This window comes from Mycobacterium sp. Root265 (assembly GCF_001428895.1).
GTDB lineage: Bacteria > Actinomycetota > Actinomycetes > Mycobacteriales > Mycobacteriaceae > Mycobacterium.
In genome coordinates, this window is record NZ_LMJA01000012.1 from 61,962 (window position 1) to 77,657 (window position 15,696).

Below are 15,696 nucleotides of genomic sequence, written 5' to 3' on the forward strand. Positions count from 1 at the left end.
AACCGCCGCAAGCTTTGCCACAAGCCGTAACACGCGCGCGGTACGCTGAATTTCCTATGGGGATCTCGACGCTGACGGTGGCCGCCTACCTGCTGGTGGGCGGGTTTTGTGGCGCCTGGTTCTGGCGGGTCATCCGGTCCACCGGCCACCGCGCCAACGTCGCCCTGATCGTCGTCAGCGTCGCCTTCGGCGCGCTCTGGCCCGTGATGATGCCCGGCGTCACCGTCTACCGGTGGATGCTGCGGCGTCCCATCGAGTTCCGTGAGGACGCCACCGTTTCTCGCTAAGGCGTACCGAGCGCCGCGGTGCGCATCTCCGGGATGCCGATGAACTTCACCCTCGGCCGCGATGCGGCGGTGCCGCGTTCCCGTTCGGCGGCGTCGATCGCCCGCCATCCCGACCAGTCGACGGCCTGTACTCCCCTGTCCTGCAGCAGTTTCCGCAACCCGTCCGGGCCGGCAACGGCACGGCTCAGCGCGCCGTCGAGGTGGTCACGCCACAGCTCACCGACGGTTTCCTCGGCGCAGGTCCGGTTGGTGCCGATCACTCCGCGCGGCCCACGCTTGATCCAGCCCGTCACGTAGCTGCCGGGCGCACCGTCGACCCGGCCGCCCGTATTGGGCACCACACCCACGGTCTCATCGAACGGCAGACCCTCGACGGGGACTCCCCGGTATCCGATGGACCGCAGCACCAGACCGGTGGAAAGGTCGCCACCGGTCACCCGCAGCGCCTGCACCTTCTCGTCGCCGACGATCTCGACCGGGCTGCTCATGAACCGGAACACGATCCGCTTGTTGCCGGGAGTCGTCGGCCGCTCGGCGTACTCGCGCGCGATGTCGAGTTTCAGGGTGGCCCACAGGTCGGTGTCATCGACCGGGTCCTCCAGCGGCCCGTCGATGATCACGTCGATACCGTCGAGATGGCCCAGCGCCAGGAACTCGCCCACCGAGAAGGCCGCGTCGGCCACGCCGCGCCGGCCCAGGATCACCACCTCCTCGATCATGCTGTCGCGCAGCGCCTCCAGCGCATGCGCGGCGATATCGGTCTCACCGAGTGTCTGCTGATCCATCAGCAACACACGGGCGACGTCGAGGGCCACATTGCCGTTACCGACGATCACCGCCCGCTCGGTGCCGAGATCGAAGGTGCGGTCGCCATGATCGGGATGTCCGTTGTACCAGCCGACGAAATCGGCGGCCGGATGACTGCCGGGCAGATCCTCCCCCGGGACGCCGAGGTCGCGGCTGGTCGCCGCACCGACCGCGTAGATCACCGCATGATGGTGCGCAAGCAGATCCTCGTGGGTGAGATCGCGGCCGATCTCGACGCCGAGATGGCAGCCGAACCGCGGGTTGGTGAAGATGCGCTCGAAGATGCCGACCACCGATTTGGTGTGCTGGTGGTCGGGTGCGACGCCGGCGCGGATCAGCCCGAACGGGGTGGGCAGCCGTTCGAACAGATTCACCTCCACCCCGTCGATGGCGATCAGTTCCGCTGCGGCGTAGCAGGCCGCCGGCCCCGCGCCCACCACGGCGACCCACAGGTCGCCTGGCGCGACACCGTGGCGGGACGCGGGAGGTGCGGTGGTGTCCGGCTCCAGCGGATGCCGCTCGAAGTAGGCGGCGTTGATGTCCTTGAATCGTTCCTGCCCGGCCGGGAGGTCCTCCTCATAGTGGATCGCGCCGACGGGACACTCGTCGAAGCAGGCTCCGCAGTCGATGCAGGATTCCGGATCGATGTAGAGCATGTCCGCGGCGGAAGCGCCCACCGGCCGGATGCAGTCGACCGGGCAGACGGGCACGCAGCTGGCGTCCTTGCAGCAGTTCTGCGTGATCACGTAGGCCATGAGATCCCCCTCGGCTTGGTCCGGAACGCCTCCGAGAATACTGGACACTTGTCTGATTAGTCCAAGCGAGCGCGACTGCATCCCACTCCCGCCAGACTGTCGACTTGGCGTTTTCGGTATATAAGTGCACGTCAAAGGCACTCAAGCCAGAGCTGTTGCCAATCGTCCGGCACCGCTATACCTTGGACACATGTCCAGCCCAGCGGTGGCTGAAGTCACCTACCTGCAGGATCCGGCGTATCGCCGCAAGCACACCCACCGACAGGTGTTCGGGGCGGCGGCGGCGATCCTCGACGCACGAGCCGAACTGTCCATCGCCGAACTGGCAGCCAGGGCCCGGGTCACCCCGTCCACCGTGTCCGCGCACTTTCCGTCCATCGACGCGATGTTCGCCGAGTTGTACCTCAACCGGGTGTACGAGCTGCCGCTGACCATCGATCCCCGCGCGGGGATGGGCGCCCGGGTCAGCGCCCAGTTGCGGGCCGTGACACTGGTGCTCGCCGACGAACCCCTGCTGGCCTCGGCCTGCGCACGGGCACTGCTCAGCGATGGTGACGACGCGGTGGCCGGGGTGCGCGCCCGGGTCGCCGCCGAGGTACACCGCCGGACTGCCGCCGCCCTCGGAATGGGCGCCTGGCCGGAAGTGCTGGACGCGTTGGAGACCATGTTCTGGGGCGCCCTACTGCAGGTGCAGACGAGCGTGATGAGCTACCACGCGATGGCCGACCGGCTCGACACCATGATCTCGCTCATCCTGCCCGACACCGACTGAACTCCGCGGGGTGCACGTGCGTAACGTCACCGGCACATGACCATCGACCTCATCCACGAACTGGTGACCGCCGCGGCAGGCATCGCCCCGGATCGCGCCGCGCTCATCGCCGCCGACGGCACCGCGGTTTCGTTCGCGCAGTTCGACTCTCAGGTGCGCGAGCGCGCCTCCTGGATCATCCAGCGCAGCCGGCCCGGTGACCGGATCGCAGTCCTCGCCGACAACAGCGCCGACTACGCCCGCCTGTACTACGCGGTGCCGCGCAGCGGGCGCATCCTCACATTGATCAATCAGCGGCTGAGCGTCTCTGAGCACCTCGACCAGCTGCGCCGGGTTCAGCCCGCGCTCGTGCTGGGTGACGCCCGCTACCTGGAGCCCCTCACCGGAGCGGCCGACGGGTTGTTTTCCTTCGAAAGCACCCAGTGGCAACAGCATTCGATGACGGAGCCGGATGTCGCGGTGCACCCCGACGATGCGGTCTGGCTGCTGTTCACCAGTGGATCCACCGGACCTCCCAAAGGTGTGCTGCACACCCACCGTTCCCTCACCACTGCGGTGCGTGGCACGGTCGCAGGCCGCTCGGTGCGCGCGGGCGGGGTCTACCTGCTGCCCTTTCCGATGTGCCATATCGCCGGTTACAACATGCTGGTGCACCACAGCGCGGCGTCCACGGTGTTGCCGGTGCCCGCGTTCCGGCCCGACGCGTTCGTCGCGGCAGTCAATGCCCATGGGGTCACCTCGTGTTCGCTGGCCCCGACGATGCTGCACAGCCTGCTGGCGCATCTGCAGGATGCCCCTGCCGAACTGCCGACGCTGCGCGATATCTCCTACGGTTCGGCGGCGATACCCGCCGATCTGCTACGCCGTGCGGTCGAGCGGCTCGGGGTCGGGTTCCACCAGGGCTACGGGATGACCGAAACCGGCGGCAACATCACCTTTCTCGGCCCGTCCGACCACCTCTCCGACGATCCCGCGGTGCTGCGCAGTGCGGGCCGTCCGCACAGCGAGGTGAACATCCGCATCGCCGACGACGGCGAAATCTTGATCCGCGGCGCGCAGGTCGCCGCACATTACTGGCCGGACGGACCTGCGGCCGTCGACGGCTGGCTGCACACCGGCGACGCCGGGTTCATCGATGACAGCGGACGACTCGTGGTGACCGACCGCCTCAAGGACATCATCATCACCGGCGGCGAGAACGTGTCCTCGCGCGAAGTCGAAGACGTGCTGTCGCTGCATCCCGGTGTCGAGCAGGCCGCCGTGATCGGTGTGCCCGACGAGTACTGGGGTGAAGCCATCTGTGCGGTCGTGGTGCCCGGACCGGCTCAGCCGACCGCCGATGAACTGATCGCCCATGTGCGGGCGCATCTGGCCGGATTCAAGCGGCCCCGACAGGTGCGCTTCGTCGACGCGCTTCCCGTCACCAGCAACGGCAAGGTCGCCAAAAATGCGGTGCGCCAGTCATTGACTGCGCAATCAAACACCTGAGGGCGGATCCGAGAAAGCGTCGAAAGTCACTCCGGCGGCGTGCGCCGGTGCGAGATCCTCAGCCAGTGCGCTTGCATCACCGCGAAGAGGAACGCGGTGCTGATGCCGAACAGCAATGCACCGTTGACCGCCTCCAACGCGCTCAGCATGCGGAACCGTGGCGGCAACGCCAATCCCGGTATGTCGAATGTGGTCATACTGCCCAGCGAATACACCGATGCGTCTGTGAACGAGTCGAGGGCCCCCAGCCACCAGTACGCCAATGCCCACAAGACACCCTCCAACCCGTGCAGAGCGGTCAGTATCAGCGCGACGGCGGCGATACTGCCGATCACCGTGGGGATCGCCCGCAGTCGTTCATCCTTGTGCTCGTCGCCATCACCGCGTCCCCGAATCCTGGTCTCCAACTTGAACGCCAACAGCACCACACCCGTGGTGTGGATCGCGAGCGTCAGCACGATCAGCGAAAGGCCCAGACTCCAGCTCGCGAAATCCATTCGTTGTCCATACCACCAGCCGGATCGACGTCCGACCACAACCGCAAAATCAGGTGTGGGAAGCAGGTTTCTGACCCGGGGGTCACACCGTGCCAGTCAACAGACCACCGCACAGCTCACATTGACCTAGGCTGGCCGTAGAGCTACGCGGGTGATATCCAGCGGCGCTGTGAGGCGCGCCCCCATGTGCGGAGGTAAGGGTGGGCGACTTCGGAATAGGCGGCCTCTGGCTGCTCCTCGCTCTGGCCTTGCTGGTGTCGGTGTTGGTCGGGGTCGGCAGCATCTGGCTGGCCAAGCGCACCCTCTCCAAACCGGTGCCAGAGTCTCACAACGGTGCACTGTCGCCGTTCATGACCTGCGTCGGACTGGTCTACGGCGCGCTGCTCGGGTTCACCATCGTCGTGGCCTGGGAACAGTTCTCCTCCGCTGAGACCAACGTCTCCAACGAAGCCTCAACCCTGATAACGATGTACCGGCAGACCGTTGGCATGCCGACACCGGAGCAGGCCCAGATGCGGGCGCTACTGCGCAAATACGCGAATGCGGTCGAGGGCCCTGAATGGGAACATGCCATCCGGGTCGGTATCGGAACCGAGGGCGCACGAGACGCGCTCAACGAGATGTACGGGGTGCTCGGCAGCGGGCAGTCGAACGTCGAGTCGAGCCCGGTGAGCCAAAAGTTCCTCGACCAGCTGAGCACGCTGGCATCGCAGCGGAATCAGAGAATTCTGGACGCCAAGCCGCAGATACCCGGATTGTTATGGACTGGGCTGCTTTTCGGCGGTGTCGTTCTGTTGGCACTCGGCGGCTTCATGCATCTAGGCAGCATTCGTGCGCATCTGATCCTGCTGAGCGCGGTCGCTGTGCTGCTCGGCCTGCTGCTGTTCATCGTGTACTGGCTCGACCACCCGTTCGGGAATCAGCTGGGCGTCACGCCAGAGCCGTTCGAGCAATCGTTGGTCGTTTTCGATTCGATCGACCGAGGCACGTGATCCTTCATCGGGCGGTCAATCCCAGTACTGAAGCACGTCGACGGTTGCAAAGATCGCCAATGCCACGCCGTAGACGATGACGGCTACCGCGGCACCGCGCAGACTGATTCGTGGTTCGGAGCCTTCCACCGGGTCGAGCCAACGGCGGCACCATCTCGCCACTGTGGGCATCAACAACCACTGCATCAGTGCCACGCTGAACACCTGAATGATCCACACCGACAACCATGGCTCGGCGCCGAGACCGGTGATCACCGGCGCTAGGAATTTCGAGTTCAGCATCACCAAGGGATAGAGCACCATCAACAGCAGCATCGCCGACTTCCAGGCCGGCGTCATCTTCGGTTTGCCGTCCACGGTGCGCACAGTGGTACCGAATGGGGTGGTTTGGGCGAACACCGCAAAATCCCTCGTCAAGCTCGACCGCACCGGCGGCAGGACCTCCGCACGCTGCGGAGACTGCAGCCACGCCGTCAACTGAGGTTCGGTACGGAATCGAATCAGCGACATCCATGTGCCCAACAACCCCGGTGGGAAGACCGCAGTGCCCTCGTATCCGGTAAAACGGGAGGCGGCCGTCGTCAGTCTTGTATGGGTCGTCTGGAACTCGCCTTCCATGCCACTGGACACGCTGGAGGCGAGAACCGCGACGCCGGTTGGCATCACGGCACCATCGACGATCACCAAATCGGAAGCGAGCCGTGGAAAGCCTCGCACGGCCGCGCTGCGCACCAGCTCTTTCCACGTGGCACAGTCCAGCCACGCGTGCAGCAGGTCCTCGGACTCGAAGGTCACCGCCAGCGCGCAGTCCAGCGGCGCGTCGTCTGAGATCGACGCGGCGCATGCGACGTATCCCGGCGCCGCCTCGACGGCCGATCGCACGTCGGTCTCCCAACCCTCGAAAACCGCCGGATCCGCGGCACGCTCGAAAACTGTGACGGCCACGGCGGTCATCGTGGTCTGCCGTATCCGCAGAAGGCCGGCACCGCATCGTTGTTCCGCATGCGCTCTTTCCTCCTCGGCCCGCTACCCAGGGTCCTCGCATGTCCGGTAATCGCGTGGAGAAACGAGCAATTGGTCCCGCCGCCTTCACCGATCAACTCTTGTCGAGCCCGGCACGCTCGACGCTGAGCAGGCTCTCGCTGTGATGCTCGGCGAGGTAGGCCTGCCCGCCGCCGTTGAGACCGAACAGCCGCTTGCTCCACAACAGCCACACCACCGCCACGATGTTGATCAGCACCGCCAGCAGCCGCAAAGTGGTCACCTTCTCGGTCAGCTCGTAGATCTCCAGCGGCAGAAAGGCGCTCGTGGCGACCACCGCGAAATATTCGCCCCAGCGCTTCATCGACCACAGCCCGACAGCCTCGATGAGTTCGATGAGGGCGTACGCGATCAGCCCGATGGCGATCCACAGCAGCGTGGTCTCCGACAGGGTGAAGGCCTCGCCGATGTGCCGGACGATCTTGGAATCGTCGAGGTTCCAGCCGATCTGATCACTCAGCGGTCTGAGCAACGGGAGCTCCGCTTCGAACTTCTGCTGCAGCTCGGTGTGCGACCTGCGCAACGCGAACACCCCGGCGGCCACCAGCAGGATGACCAGCGCGCGGATCACCCGTTCCACGGCCAGCACCCGCATCAGTGTCCGGTCGCGCAGCAGCCGTCCGCGCGGCACCTCCGGCGCGGTATCGGCCGGCCCGCGCCCACGGGGTGCCCCCACGACGAACGTCTCACAGCGCAGGCAGCGCCAGGCCTCCCCGACCGGGGTGTCCACCCGTAGCCGGTCGGCGAGTTCGGTCTCGTCGGGGGCGAAGGTCGCGTGCCCGTGCAGGCCGCAGGATCGCAGTGCGAAATCCAGTTTCATCGGGTGCCCTCCTGCGCCGGTACGCGACTCCGGCGCGTTCTCGTACGTCGAGCGTACGAGAACGCGCCGAAGCTGCTACAACCCGCGACCGAAATCGGCGAGCAGCTGAGGCACCGAACCGTCGAAACCCGAGACGTCGAGCTGACCGGGGTCGGCCGGATCGGCGATCGAGTTCCCGGTGGCCGTCATCGCGACGACCACCAGCCGGGCCGGGATACCGGTCTTGCGCCGGTACTCCGCCAGCGCCTGGTGCGGATGCACGCTGCCGTACCAGGTTTCGTTGTCCGTCGATTAAGGGTCGATAACCGATTCACTCCGGCGCACACCGAAGTCGCTTCCGTGATGTCAGGGCCAGTACGTACGCTGCGCGTACGACGGCTCCCTGACATCGAGCAAGGGTTTGCGACGGGTGCCCATGAAATCAAGATATCCACCGCCGCAACCGATTATTGCTGCAGGTGTTCCCCTTTTGGACACCCGCGCCGGTATCAGAGCGCCAGCGACAGCCGATCCCTGCTGCGCCGGCTGGGCAATGAGGTCGGCGGGGTATGGGCCAGGCGCAGGGTCAGCGCAATCGACTCATCCGCGTCCAGTCCGATCAGCTCATCGAATTCTCGCTGCAGCGTGCCCAATTCACCGGCATACGACGGGGACAGCTCGTGCAGATCCTCGGGGGTCTGCGCATAGAGGAAGACCGGGGACACCGGCTGGGCGCCGACACCGCGCTGCTGGGCGGTGATCCACACCGCCTCCACCGCGGAGCCGCCGGTCGCGTAGTCACGAAGTTCGCGCCCCGGCACGCTGATGACGGCGAGCGCCGAGCTGGCCAGGACGCGATCGCGCATGTCGTCGCCCAGCGCCGACCCGGCCTGCCACCCGGCCAGTTGGGCCATCACGTCGGGGCGGCGCAGCACGCCGAGCACCGCCATGTCTCCTTCGTCAAATTCGAGGTTGCGCACATCGATACCGGCGTCCGGATCGGGGTCGCCCGGCCAGCGCAGCTCGGAGATCATCTCCCCGTGCAGATGCGGTGTCAGGAACCGGATCCGGTCCGCGGCAGCGAAAATCGTCGCCGCCCTCTCCATGTCCGCACGCTCGGTGAGCAGCCTGAGCCGGCCACCCTGGTGTTCGGCCGCCGCAGTGAGGGCCGCGACGACCTCCGCGTCGATGGGGCGTGATTCGCCGTGATGACGGTTCGTCTCGCGCGCCATCATCGGCCCGAAGAGCCCGGCCAGATCGGCGTCGGCAGCTGTCCCGAGCCGCAATCGAGCCTGCAATGGCACGCCGCCGGCATCCTCGGAGACGGTGACCTCGCCGAGCGCGCTGTGCGCGGCCGCAGCGATCCGGGTGTTCAGCAGTGCCGCGCCCACCGCCACCGCGCTGCCGCGGAATCCGACGTCCATCGTGGACGTGTAGGTGGGCGCGATCGCGATGTCGACACCGTCCGGCCGGACCCCGATGCGCCACGGCTGAACATTGCCACCCGAGGGTGCCCGCATGGCCGCCACCGCGAGATCGCCGAGAAGTTCGCCCGGGACTGTCTCCGAAGCTGCTGCGCTGCCGGCTGATTCAATCCATTCGGCCTCATCGCCACTGTGGTGGCCCATCTCGGGCTCATGTATCTGGTCGAGCGCCCAGCCGATGTCGAGGCGGGTCCGCCCGGAACGCAGCTCCTCCCCCAGCCCGATCCGGCGGACGGCCTCGGTCACCGCACACGCACCGATACCGACATCGGCGGCCGTCTGCGGCCAGGTCGACACCGACTTGTCGATCTCGATCAACGATGCCGCGATGCGCGCCGAGAGCCGGTCGGCCTCCAGGTGGCGCAGGATGTGCGGGATCTTCTCACGATTGGTCATGCCCGGCAGCAGGTCGATATCGAGCTGTCCGAGCAGTCCGTGCAGGATCGGCCGGCCCGGTTCGTGATCGAACCGCTCCACGTCGACGATGCCGCGGTCGCTGGTCGCCATCAGCACCGGGATCCGCCGCTGCTGCGCAGCCAACCGGAGCACGGCTTTCATGTGCAGCGAATCGCACTCCTCGACCGCGATGTCCAGACCGTCGACGAAGGCGTCGAGTGTCTCGGGATTGAGTCCCGTCTCGAACACCTCGACGGGCAGGTACGGATCGATCTCGGCGATCCGGCGCGCGGCCACGTACGCCTTGTTCACCCCGAGATCGAGGACGGTGGCCGGGACCCGGTTGAGGTTCGACAGTTCCAGCTCATCGAAATCGGCCAGCCGCAAACTGCCGCACACCCCCTGCATGGCCAGCGTGTGGGCGATGATGTGTCCGACGCTCAGCCCGGCGACCCCGATCGAGAGCTCGCCGAGCCGATCCTGCTCGGCGGCGGTGATGCTGTTGCGGTTGCGGTCCAGCCGCAGCGCCCGAAATGCGCGGGGGCCCAGCACCGACACGGCGGTGCGCCGCCACGGATAGAACGCCCACCTGCCGGGTTCGGCGACCAGATCGGGATCCGGTTCCGGGCGCAGACCCTGCAGGCTTGCCAGTTGCTGCCCGTGGTGGTCCAGGAATTCGATGCCCGGGTCCCGGCGCAGCGTGGCGAGGATTTCGCTGTCGGCGGGGTCGGCCGGGTCCAGAATCTGTGCACGGTAAGCGATCGGCATGCTGTCCTCGTCATCCTCGGGCGCCGCGGCGCCAACTCATCCGAGTCGTACACTAGGACCGATTCAACGGGGGCGTAGCGACCGACTCGACGGAGGTATGTCCTTGCCCGACATTACGCATGATCGAACCGTTGCCGAACTGCCTCTCGCCCCGCTCAATCCGCTGCCGTACCGGCAAAGACGGGACGCGTTGCGCAATTTCCACACCGGCACCGACATCCTGCGTGATGCGGGCGGTCCGGTGACCCGGTTCAGCCTCGGCCCGAGTTGGCTCATGCCGCCCATCGTGGTGGCCACGTCACCTCAGGGAATACGCGATATCGTCAGCGTCCGCGACGGTTCCATCGACAAGACCAGTGCCGTCGCCGCCCAGTTGCGCAGCCTCATCGGGGGCAACCTTTTCGTCTTGCCACACGATGAATGGCTACCTCGCCGGCGCACCCTGCAACCTGTTTTCACCAAGCAACGCGTCGACTCTTTTGCCGGACATATGGCAGAGGCTGCCGAAATGATCACGGACTCTTGGGTGGACGGCAGCGAGATCGACCTGGACAGCCAGGCCCGGCAGTTGTCCATGCGGGCGCTGGGGCGCTCGGTGCTGGGACTGGACCTCGACGAAAGATCCGATGCCGTAGCCGAACCGCTGCGGGTGGCCACCAGTTACGCCGTGGCCCGCGCGCTGCGCCCGCTGCGGGCACCGTCCTGGTTGCCGACACCGGCGCGGCGACGGGCCCGGGCGGCGACCGAAAGTATCCGCCGGCTGGCCGGCGAGATCATCACCGCCTGCCGCGCCGACCCCACCCTGGACGCTCCCCTGGTGCACGCACTCATCGCCGCCACCGACCCGGAGACCGGCCAGCCGCTGTCGGACAACGAGATCCGCGACGAGATGATCATCTTCCTGTTCGCCGGGCAGGACACCACCGCCACCACGCTGACCTACACCCTGTGGTCGCTGGGACGACACCCCGAGATCCAGGACCGGGTCTTCGCCGAGGTTGCCGCGCTCGCAGACCGGAGGCTGACCACCGACGATGTCGGCCGTCTGGGCTACACCGTCCAGGTGATCAAGGAAGCGCTGCGGCTGTGCCCGCCGGGGCCGACCGGCTCGCGCAGGGCGACACGGGATGTCGAGGTGGCCGGGTACCGGGTCGAGGCCGGCACCATGCTGGTGTTCGGCCGCATGTCGGTGCAACGTGATCCGTCGCTGTGGGCAAACCCCTTGGAGTTCGACCCCGAGCGGTTCAGCGCCCAGAACTCAAAGGACCGCGACCGCTGGCAGTACGTGCCCTTCGGTGGCGGCCCACGTTCCTGTATCGGCGATCATTTCGCGATGCTGGAGGCGACGCTCGCGATCGCCACCATCATCCGCGACGTGCAGATCACCGCGCTGGAAGCCGATTTCCCCCTGGCCGTGCCGTTCACCATGGTGCCGGTCGGCCCGATCCGCGCCCGGGTGGCTGCGCGTTGATCCCTGGTGGGGCATACCCCACGAACACCCGCACCAGGGATCAACGCTCGCCAGTTGGTCAATCGCCGTCCGCGGGGCCGGCGGAAGTGAGGACCTGACCCTCGCGGATCAGCCTCGTCGCCGCGGCATCCCAGCGCTGCAGCTGCGTTCGGGTGACGAACGATTCGGGCAGATGGCGCTCGATGTGCGGCCGCAGGATCATCGCCCCGACCCGCAGGATCAAGGGGTTGAGCGCACCCCACACCGGATCGAGATCGGGTCGGGTCAGGCCGGCCTCGGCGAACTTCTCGCCCTGCGCGGCGCTGATCTGGAGCAGACCGTCGAAGATCACCGATCCGATCTTGTCGCCCTCGACGAGTGCATGCGCGATGTAGTTCACCAGGTCCGGGTATTCATAGAGCAACTGGGAGAAGCGGCTGCCCATCCCCGCCAGGTATTCGCTGGTCATCTCCGATACCGGTGTCGCCTCGATGATCTCGCCGAACACCTGCAGCACGTAGTCGTCGACGGCGGCCACCAGTCCGGCCTTGTTGCGGAAATAGTGCTGCACCAGGCCGATCGAGACCCCGGCCTCCTCGGCTACGGCCCGCAGCGATGTCGCGGCGACACCGTTCTCGGCCAGGGTCCGCACGGCGGCATCACGAATCCGATCGATACTCGTGGGCTCGGGCGTGACCGATGGCCTGAGGAAGACCGTCATGACCTCGACAATACAGGCAACTTGTATTCCAGTGCGACCCTATGGTTCGGCGGTATGGCAGGCTGGGTCGGCAGTGCGTGCGTACCGTCGCCGACCTGCCGAATGCGCTGGCCACCAGATCAGCTGAACAACAACGGGATAACCCACATGCCGAAGGTCACTTACCCAGCACCCGCCGGCCCTTTGCCCGGCTACCTCGCGACACCCACCACGGAGGGCCCCTGGCCGGCCGTCATCGTGGTCCAGGACGTGCGCGGGATGACCGCCGATGTGCGGCGCATCAGTGACCGCCTCGCCGCGGCGGGATATCTCACGCTGGCGCCCGCGCTCTACGGCCGGGGCCTCAAGATCAGATGCATGATCTCCACCATCCGCACCCACTTCGCGGGCACCGGTGATGCCTTCGATGACATCGTCGCGGCACGTGATCACCTACTGGCCGACCCGAACTGCACGGGCAAGGTCGGGCTGGTCGGTTTCTGCATGGGCGCCGGCTTCGTCCTGCAACTCGCGCCCAGCGGTCTGTTCGACGCCTCCGCACCGAACTACGGGCTGAGTCCCAAGAACATCGAGGTGCTCGCCGAATCGTGTCCCGTGGTGGCGACTTACGGTGCGAAGGACCGGATCGCCCGCAGTGGATCCGCGGCCGCACTGGAAGCCGTGCTCGCCAAGGGCGACGTGCCCCGCGATATCAAGGAGTACGAGAACGTCGGCCACAGCTTCATGAACAACTCCGGCATCCCGGCACCCTTCAATGTGATCGAGCGGATCGCCGGCATGGAGTACTCCGAACCGGAGGCCGAGGACGCCTGGCAGCGGATCTTGACCTTCTTCGGCGAACATCTGCGCTGACTCCCGCTACGCTTTGGCGCTATGGCTGAAGTGATGGACTGGGATGCCGCCTACTCCGACCGCGTCTTCGGTGGGCCCCCACCGTGGAACATCGGTGAGGCGCAGTCCGAGATCGTCGCGCTGATCGACGCCGGCAAGATCACCAGCCCCGTCCTCGACGCCGGCTGCGGCGTGGGCGACGTGGCACTGGCGCTGGCAGAGGCCGGGTACGACGTCGTCGGCGCGGACATCTCCACCGTCGCCATCGAGGCGGCGGCCCGGGACGCCGCAGAACGCGGACTGACCAATGTGCGCTTCGTGCAAGGTGACCTGCGCACGCTCGCCGTGGACGGCGAACCGTTCAACACCATCGTCGACTGCACGTTGTTCCACTCGCTACCGGTGGAGGCACGCCCGGACTACCTGCGCGCGGTGTACGACGTATCCGCGCCCGGTGCCGTATTGCACATGCTGGTGTTCACCACCGACGCGCTGCCGCCGGACTCCCCCTTCCCGATACCCAATCTGGTGACCGAGTCCGAATTGCAGGAAGCCGTATCGCAGGTGTGGACGATCGAGAATCTGCAGCCGTCGTTTGTCGCGGTCAATCTGCCGTACGCTCCGGACGCCCCGAAACTCAGTTTCGAGTTCGACGACAAGGGCCGGATGAAGCTTCCCGCACTGCTGCTGTCGGCCCGCAAGACCTGATCATCGCCGCCAGGCGATGGTGCCGGTCTCCAGCATCTGGGTCATGGTGTCGGCATCGACCGGGGGTGAGAGCAGGAAGCCCTGTGCCTGATGGCAACCCATCTTCACCAGCATCTGCGCGGCCGCCTCGGTCTCCAGTCCCACCGCGACCAGGCCGAGGCCGAACGCCTCGCCGAGGGACACGATGGCCCGGATGATCGCCAGATCGTCCTTGCTCCCGTCGAGGTGCTGCACGAATGACCGGTCGATCTTCAAGGTGTCGATGGGCAGCGATTTCAGCCGGCTCAAATCGCTGTAGGCGGCCCCGAACTCGTCGAGCGCCAGCCCCACCCCGAGCGCTCGCAGTGCGGTGAGGATCTCGTCGTTCAGGTCGGCGTCATCGGTGACGAAACTCTCCGCGAACTCCAGGCTCAACGAGGCCGGGTCGAGTTCGTACTCCGTCAGCACCCGCGCCACGTGGTCGGCGAAACCAGCGGCGACCCGTTGTACCGGTGACACATTGACCCGCAGCTTCACGTCCTGCGCGAGCCCCACCGACTTCCAGTGCCGCAACTGCGCGCAGGAGTCCTGCAGTACCTTGCGGCCCAACACCGCTGCCAGGTTGGAGGATTCGGCGACGGGCATGAATGCGCTCGGGAGCAGCATGCCCCGGGTGGGGTGGTTCCACCGCACCAGCGCCTCGACCGCCACCACCTTGCCGGTACGCAGATCCACCTCGGGCTGGTAGTGCACCACGAAGGCTTCGTTCTCGATGCCATCGCGCAGATGCAACTCGACATCGTTGAGCAACAGGTATTTCAGGGCAATGGCGTCGGTGAAGACGGCGGTGTCGTTGCCCCCCGAACCCTTGGCCGCCACCAACGCCAGATCGGCGTAACGCAACACATCGGAGGCCGAGTCGCGGCCCGGGAAACCCACCGCCACACCGATACTGGCGGTCCGGCGGACGAATTCGCGTCCGATGGTGAAGGGCTCTTTGAGCAGCAGCCGGATCCGGTCGGCCAGCAGCGCGGCCTCCTCCAGTTCCATCGGCTGGTGCGGCACGATCACGAACTCGTCACCACCCTGGCGCGCGAGAAGCGCGGTGTCGCCGATCGATTCACGCAGGCGTCGGGCGAACTGCGCGATCAGTTCATCGCCCGCGGTGTGACCGAACTGATCGTTCACCGATTTCAGCCGGTCCAGGTCGGTGAACAGCACGGCCGCCGGGCCGTCCTGACCGACTGCCAGGCGCCCGTTGAGATGATCGGTGAGGACGCGGCTGTTGCACAGCCCGGTGAGGTCGTCGTGCTCGGCCAAAAACTGCAACCGGTCGATCGCCACCAGCCTCGCCTGCAGCTGAGCGAACATCGTCGCGATCGTCTTCAGCGCGTTGAGTTCTTCCTCCAGCCACTCCCGGTCGCCGTACTTCACGAAACCCAACGTGCCGGTGGTGACGTCATGGGACAGCAGCGGCACGCAAGCCATCGAAATCTGCGGAACCTCGGTGCCCTGCTGGATCGTCTGCTGATACTCGTCGGTCTTGGGCTCCGGACGGATCACCAGCGGCTCCTTGAGCCACTCAGCCATCGCGAAGACCGGGTCGGCGTCGGCGAAGTACACCACGCCGATCGGGTCCGGGTCGGGCACGAAGGTGCGTATAGGCCACTGCGCCACCAACCGGGTCGCGTGGATCTCGTGATCGTTGTGCCGCAGGAACGCGACATCGAGCCCGAGATATGCCGCCAGATCGGTGAGTACCAACTCACTGACCTCGACCACATTGTCGGTGTGCGCGGTGATCAGCCGTTTGGCAGCCAGATCCACCAAGCCGTTGAGGCTGCCGATCAACTGGCGTCACCGACCTTGCAAGCCCCCCGGCATCCGGTAGCACGGCGAGAGGTGCACATCGCCCATACTT

Annotated in this window: 14 protein-coding genes and 1 pseudogene; 7 read left to right on the plus strand and 8 right to left on the minus strand. The window is 66.3% G+C overall.

What is annotated here, in order from left to right:
- The first annotated feature begins 56 nt into the window (after nt 1–56).
- A complete protein-coding gene (locus tag ASE48_RS12520) occupies nt 57–287 on the plus strand; it encodes a hypothetical protein (RefSeq protein ID WP_057167419.1) in 231 nt (76 codons plus the stop codon).
- Here ASE48_RS12520 and ASE48_RS12525 read toward each other — a convergent pair.
- Complete coding sequence (locus tag ASE48_RS12525; protein ID WP_057167420.1) at nt 284–1,849, minus strand: FAD-dependent oxidoreductase; 1,566 nt, start codon at nt 1,847–1,849, stop codon at nt 284–286. The two genes, ASE48_RS12520 and ASE48_RS12525, sit on opposite strands and share 4 nt — an antisense overlap.
- Nucleotides 1,850–2,039: 190 nt before the next feature.
- Between ASE48_RS12525 and ASE48_RS12530 the strand changes: the two genes are divergently transcribed.
- Complete coding sequence (locus ASE48_RS12530) at nt 2,040–2,621, plus strand: TetR/AcrR family transcriptional regulator (protein ID WP_057167421.1); 582 nt, start codon at nt 2,040–2,042, stop codon at nt 2,619–2,621.
- A 36-nt stretch (nt 2,622–2,657) separates the two neighbouring features.
- A complete protein-coding gene (locus tag ASE48_RS12535; protein ID WP_057167422.1) occupies nt 2,658–4,109 on the plus strand; it encodes a class I adenylate-forming enzyme family protein in 1,452 nt (483 codons plus the stop codon).
- A 26-nt stretch (nt 4,110–4,135) separates the two neighbouring features.
- On the opposite strand, the gene ASE48_RS12540 is transcribed toward ASE48_RS12535, so the two are convergent.
- Complete coding sequence (locus tag ASE48_RS12540) at nt 4,136–4,606, minus strand: hypothetical protein (RefSeq protein WP_057167423.1); 471 nt, start codon at nt 4,604–4,606, stop codon at nt 4,136–4,138.
- A 200-nt stretch (nt 4,607–4,806) separates the two neighbouring features.
- Here ASE48_RS12540 and ASE48_RS12545 point away from each other — a divergent pair, with 200 nt between their 5' ends.
- A complete protein-coding gene (locus ASE48_RS12545) occupies nt 4,807–5,598 on the plus strand; it encodes a bestrophin-like domain (RefSeq protein WP_057167424.1) in 792 nt (263 codons plus the stop codon).
- A gap of 15 nt (nt 5,599–5,613) precedes the next feature.
- Here ASE48_RS12545 and ASE48_RS12550 read toward each other — a convergent pair whose 3' ends face one another.
- The 4 genes and pseudogenes from ASE48_RS12550 to ASE48_RS12565 all read right to left on the minus strand — a co-directional run bounded on the left by ASE48_RS12550 (nt 5,614) and on the right by ASE48_RS12565 (nt 10,086).
- Nucleotides 5,614–6,552, minus strand: a complete 939-nt coding sequence (locus ASE48_RS12550) for a hypothetical protein (protein ID WP_057167425.1) — start codon at nt 6,550–6,552, stop codon at nt 5,614–5,616.
- A 142-nt stretch (nt 6,553–6,694) separates the two neighbouring features.
- Nucleotides 6,695–7,459 carry a DUF2127 domain-containing protein gene (locus ASE48_RS12555; RefSeq protein WP_057167426.1) on the minus strand — a complete coding sequence of 255 codons (765 nt, stop codon included), beginning with the start codon at nt 7,457–7,459 and terminating at the stop codon, nt 6,695–6,697.
- A 75-nt stretch (nt 7,460–7,534) separates the two neighbouring features.
- Nucleotides 7,535–7,747, minus strand: a pseudogene (locus ASE48_RS12560) (TROVE domain-containing protein); the annotation flags it as partial.
- A 200-nt stretch (nt 7,748–7,947) separates the two neighbouring features.
- Nucleotides 7,948–10,086, minus strand: coding sequence for an Rv1355c family protein (locus ASE48_RS12565; RefSeq protein WP_057167428.1), 2,139 nt, complete (start codon nt 10,084–10,086; stop codon nt 7,948–7,950).
- 97 nt (nt 10,087–10,183) lie between these two features.
- On the opposite strand from ASE48_RS12565, the gene ASE48_RS12570 reads away from it, so the two are divergent.
- On the plus strand, nt 10,184–11,557 hold the full coding sequence (locus ASE48_RS12570) for a cytochrome P450 (RefSeq protein ID WP_057167429.1): 1,374 nt from the start codon (nt 10,184–10,186) through the stop codon (nt 11,555–11,557).
- Between the two features lie 58 nt (nt 11,558–11,615).
- On the opposite strand, the gene ASE48_RS12575 is transcribed toward ASE48_RS12570, so the two are convergent.
- Nucleotides 11,616–12,257 (minus strand): TetR/AcrR family transcriptional regulator, encoded by a 642-nt coding sequence (locus tag ASE48_RS12575; RefSeq protein WP_057167430.1) that lies wholly within the window; start codon nt 12,255–12,257, stop codon nt 11,616–11,618.
- A gap of 147 nt (nt 12,258–12,404) precedes the next feature.
- Between ASE48_RS12575 and ASE48_RS12580 the strand changes: the two genes are divergently transcribed.
- Complete coding sequence (locus ASE48_RS12580; RefSeq protein ID WP_057167431.1) at nt 12,405–13,109, plus strand: dienelactone hydrolase family protein; 705 nt, start codon at nt 12,405–12,407, stop codon at nt 13,107–13,109.
- Between the two features lie 21 nt (nt 13,110–13,130).
- The gene (locus ASE48_RS12585; protein ID WP_235571105.1) at nt 13,131–13,796 is read left to right on the plus strand and encodes an SAM-dependent methyltransferase; all 666 of its coding nucleotides are present in this window, start codon (nt 13,131–13,133) and stop codon (nt 13,794–13,796) included.
- Here the strand turns inward: ASE48_RS12585 and ASE48_RS12590 are convergent, their stop codons facing one another.
- Nucleotides 13,797–15,602, minus strand: coding sequence for a putative bifunctional diguanylate cyclase/phosphodiesterase (locus ASE48_RS12590; protein WP_235571191.1), 1,806 nt, complete (start codon nt 15,600–15,602; stop codon nt 13,797–13,799). It lies immediately after the preceding gene.
- Nucleotides 15,603–15,696 lie beyond the last annotated feature (94 nt).

Coding starts and splice junctions, on each gene's coding strand:
- ASE48_RS12580 (WP_057167431.1), top strand. CDS start 12,405: ATGCCGAAGGTCACTTACCCAGCACCCGCCGGCCCTTTGCCCGGCTAC.
- ASE48_RS12540 (WP_057167423.1), bottom strand. CDS start 4,606: ATGGATTTCGCGAGCTGGAGTCTGGGCCTTTCGCTGATCGTGCTGACG.
- ASE48_RS12585 (WP_235571105.1), top strand. CDS start 13,131: ATGGCTGAAGTGATGGACTGGGATGCCGCCTACTCCGACCGCGTCTTC.
- ASE48_RS12530 (WP_057167421.1), top strand. CDS start 2,040: ATGTCCAGCCCAGCGGTGGCTGAAGTCACCTACCTGCAGGATCCGGCG.
- ASE48_RS12570 (WP_057167429.1), top strand. CDS start 10,184: ATGTCCTTGCCCGACATTACGCATGATCGAACCGTTGCCGAACTGCCT.
- ASE48_RS12535 (WP_057167422.1), top strand. CDS start 2,658: ATGACCATCGACCTCATCCACGAACTGGTGACCGCCGCGGCAGGCATC.
- ASE48_RS12550 (WP_057167425.1), bottom strand. CDS start 6,552: ATGACCGCCGTGGCCGTCACAGTTTTCGAGCGTGCCGCGGATCCGGCG.
- ASE48_RS12565 (WP_057167428.1), bottom strand. CDS start 10,086: ATGCCGATCGCTTACCGTGCACAGATTCTGGACCCGGCCGACCCCGCC.
- ASE48_RS12520 (WP_057167419.1), top strand. CDS start 57: ATGGGGATCTCGACGCTGACGGTGGCCGCCTACCTGCTGGTGGGCGGG.
- ASE48_RS12555 (WP_057167426.1), bottom strand. CDS start 7,459: ATGAAACTGGATTTCGCACTGCGATCCTGCGGCCTGCACGGGCACGCG.
- ASE48_RS12525 (WP_057167420.1), bottom strand. CDS start 1,849: ATGGCCTACGTGATCACGCAGAACTGCTGCAAGGACGCCAGCTGCGTG.
- ASE48_RS12575 (WP_057167430.1), bottom strand. CDS start 12,257: ATGACGGTCTTCCTCAGGCCATCGGTCACGCCCGAGCCCACGAGTATC.